This window comes from Ruminococcus sp. XPD3002, assembly GCA_900119535.1.
GTDB lineage: Bacteria > Bacillota > Clostridia > Oscillospirales > Ruminococcaceae > Ruminococcus > Ruminococcus flavefaciens_H.
In genome coordinates, this window is record FPJT01000021.1 from 9,180 (window position 1) to 23,220 (window position 14,041).

Here is a 14,041-nt window from a genome sequence, read left to right on the forward strand (position 1 = left end):
AGCACCACTGATGACGGCGGAAACAAGTCTACAACTGCGGTCAGCACCACCGACGACGGCGGAAACAAGTCTACAACTGCGGCAAGCACCACTGACGACGGCGGCGGCTCCACTACAACAGCAGATACAAACGACGGCAAATTCGTGAAGATACACGCCAGCGGCACAGTCGCGGACGGCTTCTACTTCAACCACGACACGAACAAGTTCAGCACGGGTCACGCCGACGGCATAACCAAGCTTACAGGCGAAAATGCCAAGGGCGAAATGGTCGATCTGACGATAGACAAGTCACTGTACACGTTCAGCGATGTTGTCAAGGGAAAGGACAATCCGCAGGATGTATACAGAGCCGAGCAGACCAACTTCACCTACTCCGTTAACGTATTCTACGACGGCGTGCAGGTATACGGCGAGGACGGCGAGCCGCTCCGCTTCAATGCATATATCGGCGTTAAGGGCGACGCGAACCTCGATAACAAGGTGGATTCGATAGATGCCACCACGGTCCTCATCTACTATGCAAGGATGTCCACAGGCGCAGACCCGAAGTCCACGCGATTCTCACCCGAGAGCAGCAAGATTGCCGACAGCGACCCGAAGCTTGATGAGCTTGCGGCAATGCTCGCCGACGTCGACAAGGATGTTTTAGATGAGAACAACTGGTGTGCTGCCAAGGAGAGCAGAAAGATCGATTCGACCGACGGTTCGCTCATTCTGGTATTCTACAGCACAGCCTCCACTACCTCGGTCGAGGAGTTCAGCGCAAAGGATACTTGGGACAGGATACTCCATAAAAAAAGTAACAGCACAGCCGATGTATGATGCGTACTGACGGCATGGGCAGTCTGATATCTCCACGTGAGGTATCAGACTGCTTTTTTGTCAGCAGCCGCATCAGCAAAATTGTATGATTGCACTTTATATCTGCCTGTTTTAGTGCAGTTTCCCAAAAACGATTCGGACTTGAACCCATAACAACTTTCGCAGGGTGTTTTTTAAGGAGTTTGAAGGATATTAAAAATGCTTCGGACATATCATCCGTGACAGTAATAATGCTCGTTTTTCGGAGCTTCTGCACCGAAATTATACGCATTTGACCTGCATCAACCTAAAACTGGAGGGACTTATATGCCTAATTACAAAAACGTCAACCAAGATGATTTCCACAGTGACTTTGACGTCAAGACATTCGACAGCTTTGAAAGCTAAAAGCAGGAAATGGACACCTATTTGCCGATGACTGACCAGGAATTCTATTTGAATGCCAAGCAGATAATCGAAAAAAGCCGTGATAATCCCGAGATAGTCAAGGATGCACTGGCGTATATGTACGCTCTTAATTTCCTGGCTTTTGAGAAAAATAATAAATGGAGCGGCCCTGACAAGAACCATTCATCATCACTGCCTAAAATTGAGGCAATTAAGGAGGATGTCCTTGACTCAGGAGTCATTGACGTGTCGATTATGATAGGCGGTGTTTTAACCTATGGAAAGGATTCGCCGTCGTATATAGATGTTTTTGATAAAATAAAGGATATGTCCCAAGAAGAGCTCGGAGACCATATGGCGCATGATTACGGAAGCTTTGATGGGTATTTTAATGATAGTGAACTAAAAATGAGCATAGTTTCAGTTCCATTTAGTAAAAAAATGGCTTGCCCTATTTTGAGCAAGCCATTTTATTACAAAGCCTGTAGTAGCATGACTTTGAGACACCAAGCCCCCGCATAGCATCTACAGGCTTTTTATTCCCGCAGCGGACTTCCGCCAGTACCTCACGCCAATTATCGGGCAAAGGCTTTGACGGACGACCGAAGCGGACGTTTTTCTTTTTAGCAGCTTCGATACCCTCTCGCTGTCGAGCTCGAATCTTCTTACGCTCGTTCTCGGCTATAGCACCGAGAACTTCTATGAGGATAGCGTTTATCATCTCAAGCACCCAAGCCTGATCCGGTGGGAAGTCTGTAAGTGTAGTCGGTATATCAAGTATCTTCACTCGTACTCCTGCCGCTTTAAACTCTTCCAGTTCTCGCTTTATATCTGCCTTGTTTCTGCTAAGCCTGTCCAGTTCCTTGATAACAAGCGTATCTCCCTTACGAAGTATCTGCCGTTTGAGATATTGATATCCTTCACGTTCGGTATCTTTACCTGAGGCTTTATCGATGATAATGTTCTGCTCTGGTACTCCAAACTTAATCAGAGCTTCAAGCTGTCTATCTTCGTTTTGCTCACGGCTGGATACACGGGCGTAGCCATAGGTTCGATTGTCCATAATACCTCCAATCTGTCCCAAAAAGTGGTGGCAACTTTCGGAACGTTTCAAAAGTCAAAACACCACTTTTTGGAACGCTTTTTTAGCCGATTTTTGAATGTCCCATAAACTATACTTTTGTGGACTTAGAAAGCGCCACAATAGCTCTCATACACATCCTCTCCAAGCATATACTTCACGTCTCTGAGTGCTTCATGGAGTAGGTTGGTATCCATAAGCATCTCCTCGATTTCATCGCAGGTGTAGCCATACTCCAGCAAAAGTTCTACATCTGAACTGTCAACGCCATAGCAGCCACAGTAAGCGAGAAGTATCTCTTCGTGAATGTTATAGTAGGAAGAGTCGTTGAGATCGTACCATGAACCATACTTGGAGCGGAATATCTTAGGCTCAAACTCCGAGCGAGTGATATCTCCATTCCTGTCAATGCGAACGATATCCCCCTCGTCGGTATTGATCTGTTCATTGGCGATCTTATACAAGCCTATCCTGCGGAGAGCATTCTTCATGATACTTTCAGTGGAAGCGTATACATACAGCCCGATATCCTTGAAGTGTAGCAGGAACATCGGATTTGAGCCTTTTATTATGTATAAGCTATTACTGTCGTCAAGGACTGTGAATGTGAAGTTGCCCTCGACCGTTTCTGCCATATACTTCAGACTGTCAAAGTCGAGCTTGTTCTGCTGCTCTATCAGCTGACAAGCAGCGTAGCTGTCAGTCTCAATGTGTGTATCAGGTATAAGCTTGTCCTTGCGAAGTTCCTTATCATTCCATAGAACGCCGTTATGGGCGAAAGCAAATGAAGTACAACCGGCAGTGCCTGCAAAGGGATGATTGTTAAAGTTAAGCTTCTTATCGCCCTGAGTTGCCATTCTGGTATGTCCCATCACAGCTGTAGTGCCTTCCGGCGGATTAAAGTGGATTTTATGTGCAGGCTTCGGTCTTTTGTAAATCACTACTTCTCCGTTACGAACATAGCTTATACCTGCTGCATCGGTACCTCTCTCCTCCGCAGCATTAGCCAGTGCCTGTGTAAACTTTCTCAGTATCTTATGCGGAACAATACCTGCATAATCAGTCCAGCCAAAGAGTGAACACATATCTATTCCTCCTCACTTAAAGATGACAGGTGCATCGGGATGATCCATTTTATCAAGCGCTTTTGCAACTTTTTCAATGCGGTTCACCATATGTGTTGTAGCGAGCACAGTTGCAAGTGTTAAAACTATCCTTACATCTCCACCATATATTTCCGGTAAAGGTAACTTCGGGATCTTCTTTATAATATCAAAATTCTTCATTTTTACATTTCCTCCTGTGTATCAATGTTTTCGTTGATGTATAACTTACGTTCCTTGAGATACTGTATCAGCTCAGGTTCCTTTATATTGCTGACGAACTCAGACCATGACAGCTTGTGCAGGCCCTCTTCTGAATAGTAGAGAGCAGTGTCAATGATAGCGTTTACCAGTTCCAGTGTCGCAAGGAATGTGTTAAGCTTCAGCGTACCTCTGAACATACGGAACTCTATTGTTGCGTAGTTCATAAGGTTGACGGCAGCATACCTGCCGTTGTTGCCTTTCTTAGCCTTATCCAGTATAGCTCTAGCTGAGTTCTCATAGCCGTATCTGCTTGCCCATCTGTTCATGGCATACTCACTTCTGCGGCTGAACTTAAGTAGTTCGTTCCAGTGATGCTCAACAAAGTACAGAATCCTGCTTATCGTTTCATCCTGTTCATCACGGTTATCACCAAGACAGTCTCTGTTGACATGAACATGGAGTCCACAGGTTGAGGTCTGATGAGAGCGATAGCCCAGATAAATCGCTTTCTTCATGATCTCATCCCACTGAAAGTCCTTGTGACAGTCAAGAGACATAGGGTACGTTACCAGCTCCATTCCGTCGTCAAGAGAGCCATCACCCTTGATATAAATGTGCTCCTCATCCTTATTTGCGATAGCAAGAAGCTCATCAGCATTGTCGCTGTCCTTACCTGCTCCGTCAATCTCAAGCTCTACGCCGAAATACCGCTTGCTGTCACCATAGAAGATAGGTTCAGGCTTATACCCGTAGTCATGGATAGAACGGTTTCTATCAACTTCCTCATGATAACAGTCAGAGCAGTAATCATAGCCATCAAGATGATAAGCGTCGTCCTCATGCAATAATGCATCACAGCATGAACAACGGGTATAGTGGTTGTGATAGCAGTTAGAGCAGAGTGTAGTATACTCGTCTCCGTAACTGTCATCCGTCCATATGACTTCACCGCATCTTTCACAGGTAGTTGTATGCTGTTCATAGCATTCCATGCAGACTATCCGACCATTTACTTCTTCATAGTCCTCATCTTCGCCTATAAGTGCTCCGCAGCGGGAGCAGTAAAGGGCATTATCATTGTTTGTATTTTCCATTTTTTCCTCCATAAATGCAGAATGCCAGCCCCGAAGGGCTGGCGTAAGTTATCAGTATTCACTTGCAAGCAGCATGGTGCTGTGATCACCGTCGTCAATGACATACAGCTTTTCAGTTATAGGAGTATCTGACGGTATAAGGTACTCCATACGGTATTCAGGTTCTTCTGACATATGAGTGATAGACTGCATTGAACCTGCAGGTTTCAGCTCAAAGACCTGTAAATAGTCCTTCGGCTCAGGCAGTCTGTCAACGCACTCCCATAAGAACAGCTGCAATTCAAGTGGAATGGTGCTGTCAACTCCACAGGTCAGATAGCGGTTTGTTTCTGTCATAGGCATTTCTCCTTTGTAATTTGATTACCGTTTTGGGTATCACTGAAATAATGTATATTTCAGATTGCCGAATTATCGGAGAGAATGCTTATTCTGATAATGCTGAATTATCCTTTTATTTGATTTTTAGTATATATATAATTATTTTGAATAAAAAATACTACATAAACATGAAAAAGTATTACATTATAATAATAGGAGCGAAGCGACGCCTGCAAGAAATATATCTATATTATGATAATCAATACAAGAATGAAGAATCAATGATAACATTGATTGTATTGAATGTAATGATGTATTGATAACCATTATATCTCTAATATGGATAATACTTCGCGCCGGATTTCCTTGCACCTAAAATTTATTTAATGGAGGGCTTTACAATGAAAGCTGAAAATGATAAGAGAAATGTACGAACATCGGTAACGATGACACAGAATGATTCTGCAACTATTGCACAGAACGCAAAAGACAAAGGCCTGTCTGTAAGTTCCTATATGGTTCTATGTTCTGTACATCCTAATCAAAACACTCCTGAAACAATGGTAAAGTATCAGAACATTATAAACCATGTGTGCAGAATCGTTGAAGAGGTTGCTCCTGAGCGCCTCGACGAAGTAAGAAAAGAGGCTGAAGACATATGGTCCTTATAAAATGCAAGAAGTGTTCGGATGGATTTCACAGCAACTATCTTTACAACGCTTTGGATTACTTGCACGATAAAGAGAAGCAGCTTCATTTAGGTGGCTTTGGTGTGGATCCTTATGATCTGGATAAGACATATAAACAGATGCAGTTTGTTAAGAACTACTTCCACAAGACTCAGGAGAATCCACTTATACACTTCATTATATCATTCGGTGATGAAGTGCGTAAATATGAGAAAGCCAAGGCTTATGCTGTGCTGATAAGTACTGTTTTTAAGTGCAGATACCAGTTGATCTGGGCAGTGCATCAGAAGAAGCGTGGTGATTCATTATTTCATATACACATAATCATAAACTCTGTGAGCTTTGTAGATGGTAAGCTATATGATAGTTCAAAAGAAAATCTCAGCAAATTCTGTGATGAAGTTGAACGAATCACAGGTACAGGTTGCAGATACTATTTTGCCGGATATTATTCAACTGATGATGTCTGATATGTTGTAAATCAGATGATCCGGTTACTGGTATAATATGGGCTTTTTTTAATCAGAACAAGTGAAAGTATATATAAATCCCGACAGCTGTACAGATATAAATATCGTCTCCCCGTTATGGGGAGACACGGCTGTTGGTTAACTCATAATTATTTCTCCATGTACTTGACTTTATCAGCATTCCATGATAGAATAAGTATATTAAAATTTAAGGTATTGATTTGAGTATATTACATCTACGGGTGTAGTATGTCCAAATCAGTACCTTTTTTGTTTTGCCTGTAACTTGACAAACCGCGTCGGGAGACGTTATATAGTGCGTCGTGAGATGCTGACGAGCCACTGGCTCAAACCCGTTCATACATGGAAAACCTTGTTTCTTGTAAAGAAGGAGGATACATATGAAAGATAAAGATGAGATTTTCGATGACTTCAATTTTGATGACGATAGTGATTTGGGTTTTGAAGGAGATGACACCTTCTTAGATTTGTTGGATGACGAGGATAACATTATATCCCCTTACCAACCGCTTCCACCTAAAAAGCGGCTGATTGAAGGACTGACACTGGAATATGCAGAGTTCTTTAATAGGATATTCACTGGTTTTCAGCTTGGACACTTCAACCTTTATAATGTCACTTTTAGAAACTGCACCTTTGACCATATCGACTGCCAGTGTGGGAAGTTCATAGCCTGCACATTTGAGGATTGCAATATTATCTCTTGCTCAGGCGAAGGCTATGGATTCAGAGAATGCGAGTTCACCAGATGCAAGTGGAGCGGAAACGAGTGTATTGACGACTGTTTTTATCACAGTAACTGCAAATACAATGACTGCGAAGAAAACTATGACCGCTGAAAGGAACGGTGTTTGTATGAATAAAAAGGAATTTGAAATGATGAATCAGAAACTCATTGACGGCTACATTGACCGTCAGAAGAATCACGCACATATGCTTTATGATGATTCTTATCCTGACGCTAAAAAGCACAGAATAGGCTGGACACATGAGTGGGTCGGCAGAAATATGTATGAGTCCTTTTTCAGGCGTGATATCATGGAATATGCAAACAGCGATATCAGAATGACAAAGATCAGAAAGTTCGATCTTATCAATTTTAATATCATTGATATGAAGTTTGAGAGGATGATTGCTGAACACTGCTGTATTATGAACGGTACTTTCAGAAACGTCTGTTTCTTCCGCTTCTGTATAGATGGTAAGCCATCTTATCCTAATGAAACAAACGAGTACCACGATCACCGTAATATCGTTCTGAACTGCAGGTTTGAGAACTGTGTTTTCATGAATTCTTATGCAAATCATACGGACTGGATAAACTGCAAGTTCATAAACTGCACCTTCATCAACAGTGAACTCTGCTGCGAAGGTTCTGAGTTCAAGGATTGCACCTTCGAGAACAACAATACCATCTATCTGAGAGCGTAGATGTTGTCGACAAATAGTAGTAATATTGACTTTTTCTCGATTTTATGCTATGATTCTCCTATAATCAGTACTAAAAGGAGTATGCCTTATGGATTTCATAGAGGAAGTAAAATACTGGGTAAGCAAGGCAAGGGAAGCTGACCCTGAATTGAAAGTGTTCGGTGCGTCAAAACACAAGTATCAGTTTGATTTACGTGCTTCTATGGCGGATGTTCGTGCTTTTGAGCAGAAACATGGTCTGAAATTGCCTGAGAACTATGTCCGTGTCCTCACGGAGCTCGGAAGCGGTGCAGGTCCATATTATGGTCTGTACCCACTATCCAAGCTTGGAAACGATTATTCTGAACATATCGGCAGTGATGTGACGTTTCTTGCCGCTTCACTGACACCAAAAATCTGGAAACAGGTAATCCTGGGTCTTGATAAGATAGATGATGACGAACAGTATGATGAAATCATGCGGAAGGTTGTAGCTAACGCTGTTGTCATCGGAACGCAGGGATGTACATATGATACAATCCTGATGTGCGGCGGAAGCGAAAACGGAAAGATTATCAACATTGACTGGAATATGGATGAAGAGTATCCGCCGCACTTCACGCACATGACATTTGAAGACTGGTATCTTGGTTTCTTCAAGGAGGTTGCTGCGAAAAACAATATATCTTGGTACGGCTTTACCCGTCTTGACACGGAAGAAAAACTGATTGCCGACTATGAAAAAGCCGCCGATCTAGAACCTCAAGTCCAGATAAAGGAGCGCAATGAGATATTGTCATCACTTGGACGCTTTCAAAAACTATCTTCGGATACGATTGGGCGTTTGCGCAGAGATCCGGATGATACGTTGATCGCTCCCATCATCGGATTGATCCTCTTGTCAGATGAAGAAACCGGACTTGCCATGTTCGATGAACAATTCTACAGCGACCATCCTGAAAGAGTCATTCAGATATGCAGATCCATTCCGGATGAGATCAAAGACCGTTATTATTACAGAGCTCTCGAGATCTTATATTCGCCAGCTATGTCCAAAAGACTGATTCCAGCAATCATAGGCGACGGTGAGAAACCATGTGCGAGAAGCCTACTTTACTTTTTGGGAGACTGTTCATGCAAAAGTGCAAAGGATCTGATCCCTTATGCAAAATCAGACTTAAATCCGGATGATTGTCGTGGTACTGCTGCATATGTCATCTGTAAATGTCCGGATGTGGCACAGTATCAGACAGATATCGCTGAACTGATGCACAGCAATGTATACAGTGTCGCATTCAACGCAATGCAGGGGGCGAACAGTGCAAAATTGCGAGAACCCGTTGTTATGGATGCATTCCGCTGGATGAAGGAGCACTACAAAGATGACAACACAATTCAGAGTAATCTGGAAAGAATATAAGGCATTTAATTGAATTTAACTTAGCACTTGCTCACACTGGCAGGTGCTTTTGTTTTCATGTGTACATAGAGTCTCCCCGTTATGGGGAGACAAGATGGTGTATATATAAACATGTTTGACACAAGAAATAAACTGTACTCATCATATGTTTATGTAAACAAAAAGACACGCTTTTTAATTTAAAACGTGCCTTATGAATTATATTAATCTAGTGATGCTGCCAGATCTTGACTAAGTATTTCGCTTATCCGCCATCTTTTATCAAATGCTTCATAAGCTTTTTCGATATAATCTACCGTAGGAGCTACCAAGCATACGGGCTCATAACTCCATTTATCATCTTTACATTTATGCCAACCTGTGATAAGCGGTAATAGCGTTTCAAACATTCTTTCTACGTCCAGATCCAAGACAACAGGTTCCTTTTTGGCGTAGTAAATATAGGCCATTCTTAGCGCGCTATATATAAACTTCAGCTTGTATTCCGGACGCATTGTGCTCATTGATGGAAAAGCTTGAAGTGTTATTTCTTCACCATGTTCTTCATGCTTCATTTCCATGTTATAGTCCTTAACAAAGGCCAAATCCTTAGGCAAGTATAAATCAGCACCGCAATAATGATAAATTGGCACACGCTGCTTTTTAAGAGAGCCACGGATATCTTTGGCGTTGATAGCAACTGTTTTAGTACTGGTATCAAGCGTATCTCCGAAGGTCAGAACATAATAGTCAACTCTTTTGTCTGCTTTTTCAAGGAGTTGAATGAACTCGTCAAGGACAAGCATGACAGGTCTGTTTTCAAAATGAATATTCCTATTGTGGTGGAAGAAAAGGTTCTGAAATGCTGAATGCACTTCTATGAGAATAATAAGCTTATTATCAGCATTTCTCTTATTAGCTTCAACCTTGATTGCTCTTTTATATTCGTCTATGCTTGCCATATGGGTATCTAAAGCAGATTTGAAGCTATAATAGAAAGTCTTGATGGTAGCGTAAGCAGAATTATTGAAGTGGGCGCTTAATGTATCGCAAAGACCGGTTATCGCTTCATCAGGTATATGCTCTGAGTTAAGCACCTTCTCTTGCCATTTATTAAAGTATGAGAGTGTGTTGCTCTGATGAATTCGTCCCATAGACTGGTACTTTGTCTTCTTTTTACTCTGCTTTTCCTTGGAGAGGTGGTCAACCATGAAATGCTCGATACCTACTACTATACCTCTCTCGTTCTTATTGGCAGGAGCTACATAGCGTATGAAGTCAGGACGTTCCTCGGATTTCCGTTCAACATCAGCGCCTGACATAAGCATACCAATGCGCCTGCTATCTCCCTTTTGAGAGAGACAGTTTTGAATAGCTGTATTCAGACTATTAACTTCTCTTTCCTTCTTTGATAGCATATTGCACCTCGAAATATCAATTAAGATTGCAAATCGCGCATTTGTTCTTTACTGTGTTTTTCACCGTTTTGATCTTCCCATTCAGTAATTATCTTAAACTTGGGGATAGATAAATCATATGTTATTACGACTAATTCATAATTACTGCCAGGCTCCAACTCTTCAAAAGGTTGTTTTTCTCTGTCCATTATTACTATACCAACATCTCCATCAAATCTCGCACTAACATTGTAGACGGTAGTATTTCCAGAATTCCATACTTTCATACGATGTTTCCCTTTACCTATCGTAACAACCCTTGCTTCAACACAGGAAGAATTAGCTTCTTCCTTTTCTTTTTCCATTTTTTCTTGTTCATACTGCTTGAGCTTAAGCTCAATCTCGTTTATCTTATTCTGCAACTTATTTGCTTTAGAAGCCTTAAAATAGGCGATAATTGATATTGGTATTGTAAGTAGTGTAATTACTATTTCTATTACGTCTTTCCAGTTTTTCAAAAAGTCAACAATAGTATTTATTACATTCATATTCCGAGAGCCTTCTTTAGTTGTTCGTCAAGATCTTTCATTACTTCTTCAACCATTTCATCCTTAGCATTTTCAATTATTAAAGAATTAGCTTCAATTATCTCGTCCTTGGTATATATAGACTTACAGTCAGCACACTGCATTTTTGTTGTACCGGGTGCATTCAAAAGATCTTCAAATTCTTCTCCTACAGAACAGAACCCGTCATTACCACATAAAGGGCAAATAAGTTTAACGCTTCTATCGTAATCTTTCATAATAAACCTCCTTAACCCTTATCTATAGCCCCCAACGCCCTCTCCAGCACATCAGCAATGCGTTTCTGCTCGGCGAGGGGCGGGAGTGGGATTAGGACTTTTTCAATTTTGCCGACAGCTAATCCCGGTTGTGCAACTGATGTAGCATACTGATTCAAGTTCAGTTCCGTTAATCCATAGAAAATCCAATTAACATCTACGTCGCAATACTGATATACAACAACTGCGTGTTCAGTGGCATAAAAAATATCATGAGCAAGGTTAACATTTCCGCACAAAGCACCTTGTCTGCCTATCAGAGCGTGTGTGCCATTTGTGTTATAATCGCTGACATATCCTCTTATTCCATTGCCGCCAAAACACTTGTATTGATGGTCTGAGCCTTGTTCAGCTGATATTTGAGCAGCGGAAATAAATTTACCTGCTTGGAGCGTGAAAACTTCTCCCAACCTCACCCACATCCAATTCTCCGGAATCTCAAAAGGCACTTCCTCAGGTGAGACAGGCGGCAGGGGCTTTTCCTTTTTGAGCTTGCCTTCCTTGATTAGCTTTTGTTTCTCCGCCTGTATCTGCTGATAGAGTTCCTCGGCAGTACCGTCTGTGTCGAGCTGCTCTGTCAGCTTGCCCTGAATGCCTGCGGTAATGAGTTTGGCTTTGAGTATCTGCGAATCTGCGGAGTATTTCTCCTGTGCCTGGTCAATGGTATCGAGTAAACGGAATATCTCCTCAACCCGCTCAACTATACGCTTTTGCTCAGCGAGGGGTGGGAGTGGGAGGAGATACTTTATCATTCTTACCATAGTAAGAGTATCAACTGTTGTTCCTCCTGAATTGCTTTCTATCTGTTTCTTCATTAAATCAGATTTTAACACAGCAATTAAGAAACCTGCTTCAATTTTTCCAATATTTTCGATACATAAAACAGAAGCATCTTTATAATAAAACTTGTCTTCCTCTTTTACAATGTACGCTTTGCCTAATGTACCTACAGCGCTAATCATTAAATCGCCTGCATGAGGAATACCAGATTTTGAAAACTCTTCATATTGTTCTTCGGAAATAAATAAATCGTTATCAACATATCCGTCTTCAGCCAACTTAGCAATTTCTCTTGCTCTGTAAAAAGGAATACCTTCTTTTTTCCAATCCGATTGATGAACTCTTCTTGCCGAGACTATATTTACTATTTCGCCCCAACGAACCCATTTCCAATTACTCGGAATCTCAAAAGGTATTTCATCAGCCGCTATTTCGGGCAAAGGCTTTTCCTTTTTTATCTTGCCCTCTTTTATAAGAGCCTGCTTTTCAGCCTGTATCTGCTGATATGATTTCTCCGCAGTGCCGTCGCTCGGAAGCTGCTCTGTCAGCTTGCCCTGTATGGCAAGGTCAAGGATACGGCTTCTCAGTGCTTTTGTATCTATCACAGGCTTATCCCTCCAAGTATCTCCCTCAGAGAAGCCAGAGCGTCATTGATAACGTCCGCCTGCGCCTGCATATCGCCGATTATCTCGTCAACAGAGCGCTCGTCCTCCTCGGTAAAGTCTATCCACTTGAAGTTCAGGTCCTCACGCTGACTTACTTCCTCAGCGCTGAAACATCTCCACCTGCCGTTCGGATTCTCCTCGGTGCAGGTAGGTTTTCTGTCCTGTATATGACCTGCACAGTAGCACTCCACAAATTCATCAAGATGAGCCCTTGTCATAGGCTTTGTAGCCATAGTGTGCTTTACATCTGTGCGGTAGTCATATACCCATATATCCTGCGTAGGCTTGCCCTTTTCAAAGAACAGCACGTTTGTCTTTACGCCGTTTGCGTAGAATATGCCTGTGGGAAGTCTCAGGATAGTATGCAGGTTGTAATTCTTCATCAGCTTGTCACGGACCTTCTTTGTAGCGCCTCCGTCCGTGAGAACGCTGTCAGGCAGAACAACGCCAACACGTCCGCCTGTCTTTACGATAGACATGATGTGCTGTAAGAAGTTTACCTGATTATCGGAAGTCTCTATAAATCCGCGTCCGTCAAAGTCAATGGCAACACTTCCCTGAGGACGGGTGCCGAAAGGCGGATTAGTGATGATAACGTCATAAAGCTTGTCCGAAGTATCAAGCAGGGAGTCCTGATATACTATCGGACTTTTCTTTGTGCCTATATCATGCAGATACAAGTTCATCGAAGCTAACGTCACAACGAGAGAGGTATTATCCGCACCGAAAAGAGCATCATTCTTGAGGAACTTCTGCTTTTCGGAGTCCTTGCTCTGCTTCTTCATATGGTCATAAGCCGCCAGCAGGAATCCACCCGTACCGCAGCAGGGATCGGCAACAGTCTCGGTTATCTTCGGATCAACAACGTCCACGATAGCTGAGATAAGTGCTCTCGGTGTGAAGTACTGACCTGCTCCGCTCTTCTTGTCCTGTCCGTTCTTTTCGAGGATACCCTCATAGATAGCGCCCTTGAAGTCGCCGTCCATAAGGTACCAGTTCTCCTCAGATACCATATCAAGCACCTTTTTGAGCATAACGGGACGGTCTATCTTGTTTGTAGCTCTTGTGAAGATAGTACCGATAAGACCTTTCTCATCGGAGAGAGTTTTCAGTATCTCCTCATACTTCTTAACGAGATCGTCGCCGTTCTCCTTGATAAGAGCCTTCCACTTGCAGTCCTCGGGAATGGAACTGCCGAGACCGAATTCTTCCTTTTCATCGTCCATTTTCAGGAACAGGATATATGTGAGCTGGGTTATGTAGTCGGTAAATCCAACACCTGCCGAGGACATTACGTTTGCGATGTCCCATACCTTTTTGAGCAGTGCCGATTCTGTTTTCTGGTTTGCCATAT

General features: G+C 42.4%; 16 protein-coding genes and 1 pseudogene. 7 read left to right on the plus strand and 10 right to left on the minus strand.

Features of this window, described 5'->3' with window-relative positions; all coding sequences use genetic code 11:
* Both BT127_RS14590 and BT127_RS14595 read left to right on the plus strand, forming a co-directional pair.
* Window positions 1-825 (plus strand): annotated as a pseudogene (locus tag BT127_RS14590) (cellulose-binding protein CttA-related protein); the annotation flags it as partial.
* A gap of 414 nt (window positions 826-1,239) precedes the next feature.
* On the plus strand, window positions 1,240-1,734 hold the full coding sequence (locus tag BT127_RS14595; protein WP_139275560.1) for a hypothetical protein: 495 nt from the start codon (window positions 1,240-1,242) through the stop codon (window positions 1,732-1,734).
* On the opposite strand, the gene BT127_RS14600 is transcribed toward BT127_RS14595, so the two are convergent.
* The 5 genes from BT127_RS14600 to BT127_RS14620 all read right to left on the minus strand — a co-directional run bounded on the left by BT127_RS14600 (window position 1,664) and on the right by BT127_RS14620 (window position 5,030).
* Window positions 1,664-2,275: a recombinase family protein gene (locus BT127_RS14600; RefSeq protein WP_075425709.1), complete on the minus strand. Its 612-nt coding sequence runs from the start codon at window positions 2,273-2,275 to the stop codon at window positions 1,664-1,666. The genes BT127_RS14595 and BT127_RS14600 overlap by 71 nt on opposite strands.
* Window positions 2,276-2,400: 125 nt before the next feature.
* Window positions 2,401-3,378: a class II glutamine amidotransferase gene (locus tag BT127_RS14605; RefSeq protein WP_075425710.1), complete on the minus strand. Its 978-nt coding sequence runs from the start codon at window positions 3,376-3,378 to the stop codon at window positions 2,401-2,403.
* A gap of 12 nt (window positions 3,379-3,390) precedes the next feature.
* Window positions 3,391-3,579: a hypothetical protein gene (locus BT127_RS14610; RefSeq protein ID WP_009987006.1), complete on the minus strand. Its 189-nt coding sequence runs from the start codon at window positions 3,577-3,579 to the stop codon at window positions 3,391-3,393.
* Between the two features lie 2 nt (window positions 3,580-3,581).
* Window positions 3,582-4,694, minus strand: a complete 1,113-nt coding sequence (locus tag BT127_RS14615; protein WP_318257280.1) for an amidoligase family protein — start codon at window positions 4,692-4,694, stop codon at window positions 3,582-3,584.
* A gap of 51 nt (window positions 4,695-4,745) precedes the next feature.
* Window positions 4,746-5,030, minus strand: a complete 285-nt coding sequence (locus BT127_RS14620) for a DUF960 domain-containing protein (RefSeq protein ID WP_075425712.1) — start codon at window positions 5,028-5,030, stop codon at window positions 4,746-4,748.
* Window positions 5,031-5,413: 383 nt separating this feature from the next.
* Between BT127_RS14620 and BT127_RS14625 the strand changes: the two genes are divergently transcribed.
* The 5 genes from BT127_RS14625 to BT127_RS14645 all read left to right on the plus strand — a co-directional run bounded on the left by BT127_RS14625 (window position 5,414) and on the right by BT127_RS14645 (window position 9,022).
* Window positions 5,414-5,683 carry a plasmid mobilization protein gene (locus tag BT127_RS14625; RefSeq protein ID WP_075425713.1) on the plus strand — a complete coding sequence of 90 codons (270 nt, stop codon included), beginning with the start codon at window positions 5,414-5,416 and terminating at the stop codon, window positions 5,681-5,683.
* Window positions 5,671-6,171 carry a relaxase/mobilization nuclease domain-containing protein gene (locus BT127_RS14630; RefSeq protein ID WP_075425714.1) on the plus strand — a complete coding sequence of 167 codons (501 nt, stop codon included), beginning with the start codon at window positions 5,671-5,673 and terminating at the stop codon, window positions 6,169-6,171. Before BT127_RS14625 ends, BT127_RS14630 begins: the two co-directional genes overlap by 13 nt.
* A 401-nt stretch (window positions 6,172-6,572) precedes the next feature.
* Window positions 6,573-7,031 carry a pentapeptide repeat-containing protein gene (locus BT127_RS14635; RefSeq protein ID WP_075425715.1) on the plus strand — a complete coding sequence of 153 codons (459 nt, stop codon included), beginning with the start codon at window positions 6,573-6,575 and terminating at the stop codon, window positions 7,029-7,031.
* A gap of 16 nt (window positions 7,032-7,047) precedes the next feature.
* Entirely contained in the window at window positions 7,048-7,623 is a 576-nt protein-coding gene (locus tag BT127_RS14640; RefSeq protein ID WP_139275562.1) for a pentapeptide repeat-containing protein, read from the plus strand.
* 88 nt (window positions 7,624-7,711) lie between these two features.
* Entirely contained in the window at window positions 7,712-9,022 is a 1,311-nt protein-coding gene (locus BT127_RS14645) for an SMI1/KNR4 family protein (protein WP_075425717.1), read from the plus strand.
* 203 nt (window positions 9,023-9,225) lie between these two features.
* Here the strand turns inward: BT127_RS14645 and BT127_RS14650 are convergent, their stop codons facing one another.
* Genes BT127_RS14650 through BT127_RS14670 form a run of 5 tightly spaced genes read right to left on the minus strand, consistent with a single transcriptional unit; the run spans window position 9,226 to window position 14,039 of the window.
* Window positions 9,226-10,419, minus strand: a complete 1,194-nt coding sequence (locus tag BT127_RS14650) for a hypothetical protein (RefSeq protein WP_075425718.1) — start codon at window positions 10,417-10,419, stop codon at window positions 9,226-9,228.
* A 20-nt stretch (window positions 10,420-10,439) separates the two neighbouring features.
* Complete coding sequence (locus BT127_RS14655) at window positions 10,440-10,946, minus strand: DUF8453 domain-containing protein (protein ID WP_075425719.1); 507 nt, start codon at window positions 10,944-10,946, stop codon at window positions 10,440-10,442.
* Window positions 10,943-11,203, minus strand: coding sequence for an ECs_2282 family putative zinc-binding protein (locus tag BT127_RS14660; protein ID WP_075425720.1), 261 nt, complete (start codon window positions 11,201-11,203; stop codon window positions 10,943-10,945). Before BT127_RS14660 ends, BT127_RS14655 begins: the two co-directional genes overlap by 4 nt.
* 11 nt (window positions 11,204-11,214) lie before the next feature.
* Window positions 11,215-12,627, minus strand: a complete 1,413-nt coding sequence (locus BT127_RS14665) for a restriction endonuclease subunit S (protein ID WP_075425721.1) — start codon at window positions 12,625-12,627, stop codon at window positions 11,215-11,217.
* A complete protein-coding gene (locus BT127_RS14670; RefSeq protein WP_075425722.1) occupies window positions 12,624-14,039 on the minus strand; it encodes a type I restriction-modification system subunit M in 1,416 nt (471 codons plus the stop codon). The genes BT127_RS14665 and BT127_RS14670 overlap by 4 nt, the downstream gene beginning before the upstream one ends.
* Window positions 14,040-14,041 lie beyond the last annotated feature (2 nt).

Coding starts and splice junctions, on each gene's coding strand:
- BT127_RS14595 (WP_139275560.1), top strand. CDS start 1,240: ATGACTGACCAGGAATTCTATTTGAATGCCAAGCAGATAATCGAAAAA.
- BT127_RS14600 (WP_075425709.1), bottom strand. CDS start 2,275: ATGGACAATCGAACCTATGGCTACGCCCGTGTATCCAGCCGTGAGCAA.
- BT127_RS14605 (WP_075425710.1), bottom strand. CDS start 3,378: ATGTGTTCACTCTTTGGCTGGACTGATTATGCAGGTATTGTTCCGCAT.
- BT127_RS14610 (WP_009987006.1), bottom strand. CDS start 3,579: ATGAAGAATTTTGATATTATAAAGAAGATCCCGAAGTTACCTTTACCG.
- BT127_RS14615 (WP_318257280.1), bottom strand. CDS start 4,694: ATGGAAAATACAAACAATGATAATGCCCTTTACTGCTCCCGCTGCGGA.
- BT127_RS14620 (WP_075425712.1), bottom strand. CDS start 5,030: ATGACAGAAACAAACCGCTATCTGACCTGTGGAGTTGACAGCACCATT.
- BT127_RS14625 (WP_075425713.1), top strand. CDS start 5,414: ATGAAAGCTGAAAATGATAAGAGAAATGTACGAACATCGGTAACGATG.
- BT127_RS14630 (WP_075425714.1), top strand. CDS start 5,671: ATGGTCCTTATAAAATGCAAGAAGTGTTCGGATGGATTTCACAGCAAC.
- BT127_RS14635 (WP_075425715.1), top strand. CDS start 6,573: ATGAAAGATAAAGATGAGATTTTCGATGACTTCAATTTTGATGACGAT.
- BT127_RS14640 (WP_139275562.1), top strand. CDS start 7,048: ATGAATAAAAAGGAATTTGAAATGATGAATCAGAAACTCATTGACGGC.
- BT127_RS14645 (WP_075425717.1), top strand. CDS start 7,712: ATGGATTTCATAGAGGAAGTAAAATACTGGGTAAGCAAGGCAAGGGAA.
- BT127_RS14650 (WP_075425718.1), bottom strand. CDS start 10,419: ATGCTATCAAAGAAGGAAAGAGAAGTTAATAGTCTGAATACAGCTATT.
- BT127_RS14655 (WP_075425719.1), bottom strand. CDS start 10,946: ATGAATGTAATAAATACTATTGTTGACTTTTTGAAAAACTGGAAAGAC.
- BT127_RS14660 (WP_075425720.1), bottom strand. CDS start 11,203: ATGAAAGATTACGATAGAAGCGTTAAACTTATTTGCCCTTTATGTGGT.
- BT127_RS14670 (WP_075425722.1), bottom strand. CDS start 14,039: ATGGCAAACCAGAAAACAGAATCGGCACTGCTCAAAAAGGTATGGGAC.